This window comes from Peptoniphilaceae bacterium AMB_02 (genome assembly GCA_036321625.1).
GTDB classification, from domain to species: Bacteria; Bacillota; Clostridia; order Tissierellales; family Peptoniphilaceae; genus Microaceticoccus; species Microaceticoccus formicicus.
Map to the genome: position 1 here is coordinate 204,448 of CP143259.1, position 13,893 is coordinate 218,340.

The 13,893-nt window shown below is 35.7% G+C and carries 13 protein-coding genes and 1 riboswitch; of the genes, 9 read left to right on the forward strand and 4 right to left on the reverse strand.

The features are described from left to right. Positions 1-69 precede the first annotated feature (69 nt). From thiC to VZL98_00925, 3 genes are all read left to right on the forward strand, one after another. Positions 70-1,365, forward strand: coding sequence for a phosphomethylpyrimidine synthase ThiC (gene thiC / locus VZL98_00915; GenBank protein WVH63546.1), 1,296 nt, complete (start codon positions 70-72; stop codon positions 1,363-1,365). 897 nt (positions 1,366-2,262) lie between these two features. Further along, positions 2,263-3,030, forward strand: a complete 768-nt coding sequence (locus VZL98_00920; protein ID WVH63547.1) for a cell wall-binding repeat-containing protein — start codon at positions 2,263-2,265, stop codon at positions 3,028-3,030. Continuing rightward, positions 3,020-3,607 carry a M23 family metallopeptidase gene (locus tag VZL98_00925; protein ID WVH63548.1) on the forward strand — a complete coding sequence of 196 codons (588 nt, stop codon included), beginning with the start codon at positions 3,020-3,022 and terminating at the stop codon, positions 3,605-3,607. Before VZL98_00920 ends, VZL98_00925 begins: the two co-directional genes overlap by 11 nt. A gap of 41 nt (positions 3,608-3,648) precedes the next feature. On the opposite strand, the gene VZL98_00930 is transcribed toward VZL98_00925, so the two are convergent. Beyond that, complete coding sequence (locus VZL98_00930) at positions 3,649-3,822, reverse strand: hypothetical protein (protein ID WVH63549.1); 174 nt, start codon at positions 3,820-3,822, stop codon at positions 3,649-3,651. 160 nt (positions 3,823-3,982) lie between these two features. Beyond that, complete coding sequence (locus VZL98_00935; GenBank protein WVH63550.1) at positions 3,983-4,354, reverse strand: metal-dependent transcriptional regulator; 372 nt, start codon at positions 4,352-4,354, stop codon at positions 3,983-3,985. Positions 4,355-4,649: 295 nt separating this feature from the next. Here VZL98_00935 and VZL98_00940 point away from each other — a divergent pair, with 295 nt between their 5' ends. The 4 genes from VZL98_00940 (at position 4,650) to VZL98_00955 (ending at position 7,817) form a co-directional block, all read left to right on the forward strand. After that, positions 4,650-4,862 (forward strand): FeoA family protein, encoded by a 213-nt coding sequence (locus VZL98_00940; protein ID WVH63551.1) that lies wholly within the window; start codon positions 4,650-4,652, stop codon positions 4,860-4,862. 15 nt (positions 4,863-4,877) lie between these two features. Further along, complete coding sequence (locus VZL98_00945; GenBank protein WVH63552.1) at positions 4,878-5,099, forward strand: ferrous iron transport protein A; 222 nt, start codon at positions 4,878-4,880, stop codon at positions 5,097-5,099. Positions 5,100-5,143: 44 nt separating this feature from the next. After that, a complete protein-coding gene (locus VZL98_00950) occupies positions 5,144-7,552 on the forward strand; it encodes a ferrous iron transporter B (protein WVH63553.1) in 2,409 nt (802 codons plus the stop codon). 82 nt (positions 7,553-7,634) lie between these two features. Continuing rightward, complete coding sequence (locus VZL98_00955; GenBank protein WVH63554.1) at positions 7,635-7,817, forward strand: FeoB-associated Cys-rich membrane protein; 183 nt, start codon at positions 7,635-7,637, stop codon at positions 7,815-7,817. 468 nt (positions 7,818-8,285) lie between these two features. Here VZL98_00955 and VZL98_00960 read toward each other — a convergent pair whose 3' ends face one another. Continuing rightward, complete coding sequence (locus VZL98_00960; protein WVH63555.1) at positions 8,286-9,680, reverse strand: aldehyde dehydrogenase family protein; 1,395 nt, start codon at positions 9,678-9,680, stop codon at positions 8,286-8,288. 244 nt (positions 9,681-9,924) lie between these two features. Between VZL98_00960 and VZL98_00965 the strand changes: the two genes are divergently transcribed. Continuing rightward, positions 9,925-10,518 carry a superoxide dismutase gene (locus VZL98_00965; protein WVH63556.1) on the forward strand — a complete coding sequence of 198 codons (594 nt, stop codon included), beginning with the start codon at positions 9,925-9,927 and terminating at the stop codon, positions 10,516-10,518. 174 nt (positions 10,519-10,692) lie between these two features. Here the strand turns inward: VZL98_00965 and VZL98_00970 are convergent, their stop codons facing one another. Next, the gene (locus tag VZL98_00970) at positions 10,693-12,735 is read right to left on the reverse strand and encodes a cell wall-binding repeat-containing protein (protein ID WVH63557.1); all 2,043 of its coding nucleotides are present in this window, start codon (positions 12,733-12,735) and stop codon (positions 10,693-10,695) included. Positions 12,736-13,152: 417 nt separating this feature from the next. Here VZL98_00970 and VZL98_00975 point away from each other — a divergent pair, with 417 nt between their 5' ends. After that, the gene (locus VZL98_00975; protein ID WVH63558.1) at positions 13,153-13,737 is read left to right on the forward strand and encodes a hypothetical protein; all 585 of its coding nucleotides are present in this window, start codon (positions 13,153-13,155) and stop codon (positions 13,735-13,737) included. Between the two features lie 48 nt (positions 13,738-13,785). Continuing rightward, positions 13,786-13,882, forward strand: a riboswitch (TPP riboswitch). The last annotated feature ends 11 nt before the right edge of the window (positions 13,883-13,893 follow it).

Below are 13,893 nucleotides of genomic sequence, written 5' to 3' on the forward strand. Positions count from 1 at the left end.
AAATTTAAGGGACCGAAAATATAATCGTGGACTGAAATAAGATGATCCCAAAATCAAATGGAGGATTATATGTATAAGACACAAATAGAAGCGGCAAGAGCAGGTATCACGACACCTCAGATGAAAATGGTACTTGAAAAGGAGAGCATTAGTGAAGAAGAGTTACTTGAAAGAGTTAGTAAGGGGACTATAGCAATCCCTGCAAACATCAACCATAAATCGCTGAGCGCAGAGGGAGTCGGATGTAGTCTAAAGACGAAAATCAATGTAAATCTCGGTGTTTCAAAGGATGACTACAGATACGAGGAAGAGTGGAAGAAGGTAGAATTGGCTGAAAAGCTTGGAGCTCATGCCATAATGGATCTTAGTAATTACGGGAAAACTGCAAGCTTTAGAAGAGAATTAATTGAAAAAACTCCACTTATGATAGGAACAGTACCGATGTATGATGCTATTGGCTACCTTGAAAAGAAACTTCAAGATATAACAGTAGATGATTTCTTTAAGGTCATAGAACACCAAGCTAAAGAAGGTGTTGATTTTATGACCATACATGCCGGAATAAACCGCAGAACATTAAGTTATTTTAAAGAAACCAAAAGAATTACAAATATCGTATCAAGAGGCGGATCACTCATATACGCATGGATGGAAATGACGGGAAACGAGAATCCTTTCTACGAGCACTATGACAGATTAATGGAGTTGTTAAGAGAATACGACGTTACCATAAGCATTGGAGATTCACTTAGACCGGGCTGTTTACATGACAGTTCAGATGCCTCTCAGATTTCTGAACTTATCGAGCTTGGAATTCTGACAAAAAGAGCCTGGGATCATGGAGTGCAAGTCTTAATTGAAGGACCGGGACATATGGCTCTTAACGAAATAGCTGCAAATATGGAGATCGAGAAAAAATTATGCCATGGAGCACCTTTCTACGTTTTAGGACCTCTTGTAACTGATATTGCACCGGGCTATGATCATATCACTGCTGCGATAGGAGGAGCAATTGCAGCAAGCCATGGAGCTGACTTCCTTTGTTATGTAACACCTGCAGAGCATCTGAGACTACCGGATTACTCTGATGTAAGAGAAGGAATAATAGCTTCCAGAATTGCTGCTCATGCCGCAGATATAGCAAAGGGAATAAAGGGAGCGAGAGATATCGACGATGAGATGAGTAGAGCCAGAAATTCACTTGATTGGGAAAAGATGTTTGCTCTCGCAATAGACGGAGAAAAAGCTAGAAACTATTTCGAAAGCAAACTCCCCGAAGATATGCATAGCTGCTCAATGTGCGGAAAAATGTGTGCAATCAGAACGACGAATAAGATTATTGAATGTGGGGAAGTTGAGATTTAATTATAAACCGGTGAGTTTGTGAAGCAAACTCACCGGTTTTTGTCTTTGAGTATTAGGTTAAATTTTTAAAGTAGCGACGTGAAGATGTCGCTTTATTTTTTTTAGGCTCCATCTGACGAGGGAGCTGTCAACTTGGTTGACTGAGGGAGAGATACACAAAGAGGAATGCGAAGAATTCTACTGCTATATTTCAGACTTATCCCTAATCTCTCACGACTACCCAACCCATCAATAAAGCCTATGAAAGAGGTAGAGGAAGTGCCCCACTTCCACGTTTGTTTACAAGACCAATGTAGTCATATAGGTTTTCAGTTTAGGTTACTACAATGTGGCATACGTAATTGCAGCCTTGGGTTTTCTCTCCCTCCGAATTTGCTTCACAAATCCACCTCCCTCGTCATAGGGAGGCCATCAAGGACTTCTACCACCATATTCCAGTTCATTTTGTGTTCTAAGGGAAAGTACATGCTAAAAAATGATTAAATCTGCTAAAAGACTCTTATACGATAAGTCTAAAAATATCAAGCGAATCCATGGATTAGATATTGATATAAGTTGATTATGGTGGTAGGCATGCGTGTGGGATGCGATGAAATGAGGACTTGCGTCCAGTTATTTCATTATCGTAATATAATTAATGATTTATATTGAACGGACAATTTGATTTTTTGACTTATAAAAGCTCATAGAGTAGATGAGTAGTAAAAGAATGGCAAAATACTTATTTAGACTAAAGAGACAGCTGGAGCTGCTTTTGTTACTTTATTGTAACAAATTTTAAAAAGTTGGAAATTAATTATTTTAAAATTGACACCAAAAATATGCTCGGCTATAATTTATATTGTAATCATTTTGTAATCTTTTTGTAATCAAATTGTAATAAAGAGGTGTAAGCAGATGCAGCGATTAATAAAACGGGCGATTCTATTGTTATTTGTTACGACGTTACTTTTAATTCCTGTAATAGGAAGTGCAGACGGTGAAGTAATAAGGATAAGTGGCAGCAATAGATATGAAACCTCATTAAAATTAAACCAATATTTCGGTTGGGCAAACTCGGCTATAGTAATAAATGGAGAATCTTTTCCGGATTCGATAAGTGCTACTTCACTTTCGGCACAGATAGGTGCGCCAATTTATATTTCTGCTAATGTGGAAGTGTTGAGGGGCGAGTTTAATAGACTTGGAGTGTCTAATGTAATTATAGTCGGTGGTGAAAACTCTGTTTCAAAAGACATTGAGGATAATTTAAGGGATACATACAATGTAAAAAGATTGGCAGGTAGAAATAGATACGCAACCTCTGATTTTGTTGCCAATTATGCAGGTCTTAATACCGTTGCAGTAGTTTCGGGGCAAGACTACAAGGACGCATTGATATCTACTAATTTCCTTAAACCAAAAAATGTGGCTATTAAATTAAGTGATGGTGTAAGTTCAATACCGGATTTCAATATTAAATATGTAGTTGGTGAGAATGCTGTAGAGTCTCATGAAAATACTTATAGAATAAATACAGGTAATACTGAGTTTAATGCTTTAAAGATTTTTGAAACCATGCCTAGAAAGTCGAATTTAATCATTGCCGGAGACGGAAATTTCGCGGATGCTCTTTCAGCGGGCGGTGCACTTGAGGTTATGGGAAGCACAGCTTATGCTTGTTAATGGAGAGTATGCTTCTGAAAGACTTCTTGAGACGGTAAAAAAATATGACAAGATATATATAGTTGGTGGAGAAAACAGTATCTCTAGTGCGGTAGAGAATAGTATAATCGAAACTAAAAGCAATAAAAAATCTTATGTATCAGATGAAAGTGTATCACTGGGAGCTGAAAAAGTTGTTGATACTACAGGATATCAGTGGCCTGTACCTACTTGCGGATATATAACCGACTATTTTGAAGTTAGGGTACATCCTATCAGAGGTACTATGGAACAGCATCTGGGGCTGGATATAGGTGCTGGAACAGGAGAAGAGATAGTAGCTACTCAGTCCGGAACTGTAATTTTCTCAGGAGAAAACGGTGGTTATGGTAATTGTATTATTATAGATCATGGCAACGGTATTACTTCACTTTATGCTCATATGTCTGAGTATGCAGCATGGGAAGGTCAGTATGTAGAAAAAGGACAGATAATAGGTTATGTAGGTACTACCGGTCTATCAACAGGGCCACATCTACATTTTGAAATTAGAATAGATGGAGTTCATCAAGATCCACTAAATTATGTAAGTTATTAAAATAAAACGCCTTCAGTTAGTTTATAGCTGAAGGCGTTTTTCTAATTATTTAGGGTATTTATTAAAATTATCATAAGAATAGCATATAATCGCAATTCCATCTCCTTTAAATATTGAAAGATGTCCGGATTTTCATGCTTCTTAACTTTTCTTTCGCTGTATGCTTGCCATGCAAAGAATACTATGATTACAATAGTAGTAATTTTTGATGTCATTAAATACCCCCTTTTAATTATCAAAGATTATTGGGTTGCTATTAATTGTCCAAATATTAGGCGTACTGAGAACACAAGAATTGCTGACTTTTCACAACAATCAGTCACTCTTCTTCTAGTGATTTAAATCGCTACTAAACTGTTTATTCACAAGCTAATCCTATTTGTCCTCTTTTTGTATATGCCTTTTAAATGCTTCAAAACTTTCTGCGCTTACAACATGTTCAATCTTGCATGCATCTTCCGTAGCAGTCTTTTCATCTACGCCTAAACTTTGAAGCCAGTCACTTATGATGATATGTCTTTCATATATCATATTGGCGATTTTGAGTCCCCTGTCGGTCAGCTCAATAAATCCCGAATCGTCCATGGTGATACACTCTTTTTCTCTGAGATTTTTCATTGCTACACTTACGCTTGCTTTTGAAAAATCCAGTTCATTTGCAATATCAATAGAGCGCACATTTCCGTTTCTGTTTTTAAGAATCAATATTGTTTCCAAATAGTTTTCTGCAGATTCCATAAGTTTCATATACAACAATCCCCCTTATTGTTTACTAATAATGCGAATCATTATTAACCATCATCTTTACTCAATTATTATTATACCATACATTTACAATATATATGAAAATAAAGTATTGACAATTCAATTAGTACGTGCTAACCTATATGTGTATATGATAATGGTTATCAGACAGGTGTAGTACATACTCGTATTTTTAAATCTATTCTTTATTGCATAATTAAACATTATGCATATTTGTATTCTTTATTTTACTACATCGGTAAATCACCATTAAATAATATCATAAAGGAGGTTTAACATGATACCATTGGCATTTGCGGAAATGGGTAATAATTATGTCATTCAGAAAATAGGTGGCACTGCTGAAGTCAGAAAACATCTCGAAAATTTAGGGTTTATAACGGGTGATGTCGTATCTGTTATATCCTCAATCGAAGGGAACATAATCGTTCAGGTAAAAGAGTCTAGAGTTGCCATAAATAAGGACATGGCAATGAAGATTATGGTGTAGTAAAGGAGGGGTATGATGAGAACGCTTAGAGACGCAAAAATTGGTGAGACGGTAAAGGTTGCTAAACTTCATGGAGAAGGAGCCATTAAGAGAAGGATAATGGATATGGGCATAACGAAGGGGACAGAGATTAAACTCGAAAAGTTAGCTCCATTGGGAGATCCTATAGAAGTAAAAGTAAGAGATTATCAATTATCAATAAGAAAAAGTGATGCTGCATTGATTGAAGTTGTGTAATTTTACACATTGGTTAGTTATAGCTAATAAAGGGGAGAATAAATATGGGAATTAGGATAGCTTTAGTCGGAAACCCAAATAGTGGTAAAACGACATTATTCAACAAGCTTACCGGTTCAAATCAGTATGTTGGAAACTGGCCGGGAGTTACAGTTGAGAAAAAAGAAGGAAAGTTAAAAAGCAATAAAGATGTAATTATAGTGGATTTACCGGGGATATATTCATTGTCTCCATACACTCTTGAAGAGGTAATATCAAGAGATTACTTAGTTGAAGAAAGACCCGATGCAATTTTAAACATAGTTGATGGAACGAATTTAGAGAGAAATCTATATTTAACAACGCAGTTGACAGAGCTTGGTTTACCGGTGGTTGTAGCTGTTAATATGGCTGATGTCATGGCTAAAACCGGGTATTTGTTGAATGAAGAGAAACTGGAGAAAGAACTTAATTGTAAAGTAGTAAAAATCTCTGCATTGAACGGTGATGGTGTCGAAAATGCAGCTAAAATGGCTATAGAAGCTGCAAAAGAGAAAAAAGTCATACCGGTTAGAAGATTCAGCGGTACAGTAGAGCATGCAATTGCACATATAGAAGAATACGCACTTCATGATCTGCCAAGTGAGCAGCAGAGATGGTATGGAATCAAGCTTTTTGAAAGAGATTTAAAGATAAGAGAAAAGCTGAATCTAAGTGTAGATAGATTGAAACATATAGAAGAGGATATTATTAAAGCCGAGGAAGAGCTCGATGATGATGCAGAAAGTATAATCACTGCTGAAAGATACGAGTATATAGCAAGCATGATAGATAATTGCTATATTAAGCAAAACGCCGGAAAGCTTAGTACCTCTGATAAAATAGATAGAATTGTTACCAATAGAATACTTGCACTTCCGATTTTTATGGTCGTTATGTTTATAGTATACTATGTTTCGGTAACAACTGTTGGAACTTGGGCAACAGACTGGACTAATGATAACTTATTCGGAGACGGATATTTCTTGTTCGGCAGAGGATCGGCGGCATATGAAGAAGTGAATTCAGAATATGAATTGACACAAAATAAAATAGAATCATTCGAAGAGGCAGCTAAAGAAAAAGGCTTGGAAGCATCTGAAGCGAAAGATTTAGTTGCAAAAGCAGAAGTCAGAGATGACGAAGGAAATATTGAAGAAGTCTTAGATGTAGCGCATAGTGATTATTTGGAAGCCAAGGAAGTACAGGAACCAGAACACAGTGATTACGGCACATGGGTACCGGGCATTCCTACTCTTGTGGAAGGTATGCTTGACAATATGGGAGTCTCAGAAAGTCTTAAGGGACTGGTTCTGGACGGTATAGTTGCCGGAGTTGGAGCTGTGCTTGGTTTTGTACCTCAGATGCTAGTATTATTCTTATTCTTGGCATTTTTAGAAGGCTGTGGATACATGGCGAGGATCGCCTTTATAATGGACAGAATCTTCAGAAAATTCGGTCTGTCAGGTAAGTCTTTTATTCCTATGCTGATAGGTACCGGATGTAGTGTTCCGGGTATAATGGCATCCAGGACAATAGAGTCCGATAGAGACAGGAAGATGACGATCATCACAACGATATTTATACCATGTGGAGCAAAACTTCCGATTATTGCATTGATTGCAGGCGCTATGTTCGGTGGAGCATGGTGGGTTGCACCAAGTGCTTATTTTATAGGCGTCGCAGCTGTAATAGTTTCAGGTATCATGCTTAAAAAGACCTTTATGTTTGCAGGAGATCCAGCTCCATTTGTAATGGAATTACCATCATACCATATCCCGACTATTACTTATGTACTTAAGTCTGCATGGGAAAGAGGATGGTCATTTATTAAAAAAGCCGGTACCATAATCATGCTTGCAACAATATTTGTATGGGCAGCATCAAATTATGGATGGCAAGACGGAGCATTCGGAAAAGTAGATATGAATGACAGTATACTTGCAAATATCGGTAATGCCGTAGCTTGGATATTCACACCATTAGGCTTTGGTAACTGGCAAGCGGCAGTCGCAACAGTTACAGGACTGATAGCTAAAGAAAACGTAGTTGGAACATTTGGAGTACTATTTGGTGGATTTGATGAAGTAGCAGAGAACGGTTGGCAAATATGGAACAATATTAGAGCCGTATACACACCGCTTGCAGCTTATTCATTCTTAGTATTCAACTTACTATGTGCGCCATGCTTTGCTGCAATAGGAGCTACAAAAAGAGAAATGAACTCAGCTAAGTGGACATTATTTGCAGTAGCTTATCAGACTTTATTCGCTTACGCAGTATCATTAATAGTATACCAAGTAGGACTATTATTCCAAGGCGGCGGATTTACAATATATACAGCCATTGCATTCATAGTTCTTGCATTCCTGTTATACAGACTATTTAAACCTGCAAAAGCAGTCGGAAAATTAAAACCGGCTAAAACAGTATAGTATTCGGTGTAAGTTAAGATATTGAATAAATAAAACTTAGTCTTAAACACAGATTATAGATTAAAAACACAGGAGATAAAGGATGATAGATTTTATCCAGCAGAATATGGGGAATATAATAGTGGGTGGTTTACTACTTTTAGCAGTAGTACTAATACTAAGATCCAGAGCCAAAAAGAAAAAAGCCGGAGAAAACTCATGCGGCTGTGGCTGCTCAGGATGCCCATCATCAGAAATATGCCATACCCCAAAAAATGAAGAATAATAAAACTAAAACTATATGCGAAACAAAAGCAAAACAAACGCATGATGAACACAGTTTAAACAAAAGTGCACCCCGAGGTGCACTTTTTTGCACCCAAAAAAAACGGGGTCAGGCTACACTTTTTTAAAGTATTTTGGTTAAATACACATTAGGTATAATATTAAAGCCTAATAATAGCGGTATATAAACATAAATATAGAAATATAATGATATAAACACAAGTCTATATTCGCGTTCATACGAGTTATATCAAGCGAGAATATAAGTATTAAATTACAAATAAACGAATTAATGAGGGCTGGACAAAAGCTGTTAAACTTTTAAAGTGTAAGGTTTAGCATAGCTTAAGTTTAAAAAAGACTCATCGCAGGGATGAGTCGGGAGATTCTTATCGGTATATTTTATTTTATTCGATCACCAAAGAGACCATTTTACGTGAGTTATTTGGGACAAGTATATTATGAATGGTTATCTGAGTAGTTTTTTTATTATCTTAAAGGCTCTATCGGTATAGGGCTGATGTCTCATCGGGATATCAAAAATCCACCATTTTTTTAGGACGGTTCTCTCTCTACTGAAGGTGTTGAAACTCCATTTACCATGGTACGATCCCATTCCTGATGGTCCTACGCCACCGAAAGGGCTTTTCAGCGATGACATATGAAGTAGGGTATCGTTTATACAAACTCCACCGCTGTCGGCATTTCTAATAATCTCCTCCGTAAATGAGTCGTCATTTGAGAATATATACATGGATAGTGGTTTTGGTTTGGATTTTAAGTTTGCTATTAGTTCATTTTTATCATTCCAGCTTATTATAGGAAGGATGGGTCCAAATATTTCCTCTTTCATGACATCACTTTCAGGATCGGGACTATCTAAGAGTACCGGTTTGATTTTTAGTTCACTATCGTAATAAGGAGACTCGGAAAGTACGGTAATTGGTTTCTGGTCTTCCAGTAGTGACTTAAGTCTGGAGTAATGTTTCTCAGAGATTATTTTTCCAAAGGTCTCTTCAAAATATCTTTCGTTTGGGATTGCCTGAGCAAGAACCATTAAAAGTTCATCTATTAATGCAGTTTTTATTTCTTCTTTTACATAGATATAGTCAGGTGCTACACAGGTCTGACCTGCATTTATGAGCTTGCCAAAGACTATTCTCTTTGCGGTTTCTCTCAAGTTTGTGTTCGAATCCACTATACATGGCGACTTGCCGCCAAGCTCTAAAGTCAATGGTGTTAGGTGTTCTGCTGCACTTTTCATTACGACTTTTCCCATACTCGTACTGCCGGTAAAAAAGATATAATCGAATTTATTTTCGAGTAAAATTGTATTTTCTTCTCGTCCGCCTTCGACTACAAAAACCAAATCCTTGTCAAATGCCGATTCGCAGATTTTAATCAATACTTTAGAAGTTTGTGGACTATATTCTGAAGGCTTAAGTACTACTACATTTCCCGCAGCAATTGCACCTATCAATGGAACAAGGGCAAGTTGGAGAGGGTAGTTCCAGGTGGAAAAAATCAATACACTGCCATAAGGCTCTCTAAGAATCTTTAAAGAACCCGGCAACTGACTCAAAGATGGAATTATTCTCTTGGGTTTTGCCAGTTTTTTTAGATTAGAAATCATGTATTCAAGTTCTTCGTTTACTATAGACAGCTCAGTCATAAATGTTTCTTGAGCACTTTTGTTTAAATCAGTGTACAATGCCTCATATATTTCATTTTCATATGTTTTGATTGTGTTTTTTAAGGATTGAAGTTGTTCCAATCTATAATCTATATCTTTTGATAAACCTGAATCAAAGTGATTTTTTACTCTTTGAAGACCCATCTGTATGGTATTTCTATTTGATGTCATAATATCCTCCAATCTTAGTCATTATCTTTTATACCCATATTAGCAATATATCACCTATTATATAAATATGTTGATAATAATTATCGATAATGTTTAGAATCGTAAAAATGTGGTATATATAATTATGAACGATGATAATGAATATCAATTAATGTCGTCTGTAATATATTTCTAAGGGGTAAAGGGTAATAGGCATAATTGAAATTCAAATAATATAAATTAAACTTACTAAAGGAGGATTTAAATGTTCAAATTAATGGAATTACCTTATGATTACAATGCACTGGAGCCTCATATCGACGCTAAAACTGTAGAAATTCATTATTCTAAGCACCATCAAGCTTATGTTGATAATTTAAATAAAGCACTGGAAGGAAAAGACGATTGGTTAAATAAAGATTTGGAAGAAGTTGTAAAAAACTATAGAGAACTTCCTGAAAATATCCAAAAAGCTGTAAGAAACAATGGTGGTGGAGCTTACAATCATAATATATACTGGAATACTATGAGTCCTAATCCTAAAAATGCACCTGAAGGGAAATTAAAAGAAGATATTGAAGCAAAATTTGGTTCTTTAGATAATTTTAAGGAAGAATTCAAGAAAGCTGCACTAGGTCAATTTGGATCTGGTTGGGCTTGGTTGGTTGAAAAAGATGGAAAACTAGAGATTGTAGGATATCCAAACCAAGATAATCCTATATCTGATGGACTTAGACCAATTATGGGAATTGATGTTTGGGAGCATGCATACTATCTTAAATATCAAAACAAGAGAGCTGACTACATCGATGCATGGTGGAATGTACTTGATTGGGCAGCAGTAGAAGAAAGATATTAATAAAAATGGAGCTGTTGCAGGACAGCTCCTTAATTTTTAAAGAATCTATCGTAAAGATAGGTCTTTTTTATTTAATTAATTCCTCAAAAGATTGGGGTCAGCTGACCCCGTTTGGGGCTAAAAAATAAGGTAGTGTGCAGAATTTAGTTTATTCTGACACACTACCATTTTTTATTATTCTGATTGGCCGTTTAAATATCTTATAAATGCATCATTGACCCAAATTTTATTTGCTTCGATTACCATATTCAGTTCAAACTTGTTTAGAGCATCGATAAGTTTTTCTGAATCTTCGGTCTTTGTAAAGGAATGGAAGACATAGTCTCCGGCATTTGCAGAGTTGTCTATTATCTCTTGATATCCTTTAGTTATTTCGGTATTTGACCAGTAAAGTGGTTGCCACCATGAACCGGTTAATAGTCCTTTTCCGTCAGGATTAGAGGAACTCTTTTTAGCGTATTTGTTTATAAGTTCATCGAATTTTGCTTTGTCTTCAGCATTTGAAAACTCTATGTTTAAATCATACTCTCTGGCATTTGCAATATATAAATCTTCTGAAATTTTAACAACTTCATAAGAATCACTTGGCTCAGGGATTGGTCCCCATTCAAGCATATACTTAAAAGCAGAGGTCTTTGTTTCAAGATGAAGTTTTGCTTCGATGTTTTCTGATCTCAATAAACCTATCAATTGTTTTGCATGATTGATATCGCTATGACCGTATACTATGCTAAGCTCAGGATTGAATCCGATATCTTGTTTTTGTTTTACATTAAAACCGGTAGTTAAGTCGTCTGATACCATCTTTACGCCAACAGGAAATATTTCGTTTCCAATTAGTAGTTTGGTTGAATTCAGAGCATTTTCCAGTTTAGTAAATATCTGATTATCACTTGTACTGCCTGTAAATGAAACTTCTTCTGAGAAAAATTCGTTTACTGCAGTTACGATTCTATCTATGGAAGTTCTTGCATGATTCTTATCTTCACTCACTAGATTTGTGATATCTACGGGTTCTATAGAAGTTACACTAACAAGTGCAGCTGCTCTTTTAAGAGCTAAATCCGACATCGTAGCCGGTAGATTCTCTCCATTTAGTATGTCTGCTGCTTTTTCTTTTGTAAATGTATCGGCTAATTCAACCATCTTAAGCTTATTTAAGAATAGGCCTAAGATATCTTCAACTTCATTTCCGGTAAGTTCTGTTCGGGTAGATTTTCCATCATTTGTTAAAAGGCTTTTTGCTGCATAATTGTAGTTTGAATCATCTGAGTATAGGATTTTCTCAGCAACTAATTCAGATACAGAATTCGTACCTCCTACGATTATTACTTTATTTGCCTTATTTTTAATATATTTTAGTACTTCTGATTGAGTATTATTTTTTGAAGTTAACAGTATTGGTGCATTGTATTTGCCTGAAAGACCTGAAGCAGAAAGTGCATCCGGATAATCATCGCCATTTACTACAATAACCGTATCAAATTCAAAATGCTTTGCATATTCTTTCGCCACTTCAAGTGAAGTTAAGTATCGATTCGTACCTGAGATTCTGTTTGGACTTTCGCCCTCTACAGTATTTTCGCCACCGATTATATAAGCTTCAGGATAGTACTTTATATTATCTGCTAAATAAAGAGCAGTAAACACATCTTTTCCTACTAGTTTTCCAACAAGTGGAGCTGCAGAAATCGCATCCGGGTAAACATATCCGTTTACAATAAATTCCGTTAACTTGGAATCACTCTTGAAAGCATCTTTAGTGCCCTTGTTGATTATATATCTTAGTTCAACAACTTTCTCGGCAGTTTTTTCTCTATTAGGACCACTAACCCTTGTAACCTTTAGATCAGCAGCTATTTCCTTTTCAACTTTTTCACTGACTGACTCCAGTCCACCAAGTAAATAAACTTCAGAAGGATTAAGTCTCTTCAATTCAGATAATAGGTTTTCAGGTAAGCTGTCCTTTTTAGTTAGGTATAGAGGAGACTTTGTCTGCACTGCAAGTGTACCACCTACTAATGCATCCGCAAAATTCTCACCGCTTGCGATGATTGCGTAGTCTGCTGTACCAAATTCTTTTTTACCTACTTCAATAGCTGTTTGATACCTATCTGAGCCTGAAATTCTTACAAGACTTATAGAATCAGCACTGACGACTAATGAAGGGATAAATATAAATAATGCCAATAAAAAACCTAAAATTCTTTTTTTCATTTAAATCCTCCTATTCATATTTTTTTTACGATAATCTTACATATATAAAGACTCTTACAATAAATATATCACTTATAAAATGGAGTGTCAACGCATGAAAACGACTTCATTTCAGTATTTGCAGGCACTCCCGAAATGAAAACGATATCAAATAAAAGATTTTTTATATTTAAGTAAAAGGTTATCAAATTAACATATATAAAAGAGTAACAAAAGCATATCTACGAAAATATATAATAATAAATATGCAAAAAATATTTTGCTTTATTATAAATAGAATATTTATGTTTTACTTTTAATACTAAGGGTATTCAATAAATGTATGAGAAATTCAATGAAAAATTTAAAATGATTTTAGTTTTGTAAAAAAGACATATAGGAGTATTATCTTAATAAATCTAGAATTGGGAGGTAAAAATGACTAATCCAAAATGTCCGAATTGCGGGAGCTTAGACACCAGAAAGTACCTTTACGGGTATCCGCCATCTAATTACGATTCTGATCTATATGTACTTGGAGGAGATGTATTATTTGAGAGCAATCCATTGTACCACTGCAATAATTGTGGAACCGACTTTGGTCTTATGGTTGCAAAAGTGGAAGGTTCTGAAATTCTAAGTCAGCACAATCTTGAGAATTTCACTTTTACCGAATACACTCCGAGTAGGGAATTCACCAGACTCATAGTTGGTGAACAGCGCGGGGAAATACTAGTAAATGTTCATGGAACTCTGGAAGAAGGTGGGGATAGAGAGGCTGAAAAAGAGTATATAATAACTGAAGAACTCTGGGAGGATTTTAAACAGAGACTTTTCAATGAAGTATATATACTCAGTTGGCCTATCGAAGAATTAAAGCATGTGCCCGAGGAGCCTGATATGTGGGCTATACACCTGAATTTTAAAAATGGGAAAAAGTTTGAAATGGTAGGTAGGGATAATTTTCCGCCATACTATAAAGAGTTTAAAGATGTCATAGATCAGTTCTTTATTTACGATTAGACTGTTTTGACAGTACTCAGAATTAAAGATAGAATTATAAATAGAATGATGAAGATGCAGGGGAACTTAAAGTTGAGAAGGACTATGTCCAAACCCTTTGAACCTGTCCGTTAATACGGTCGTAGGGAGCATAATAACCGGCACTTCAGATTTGAA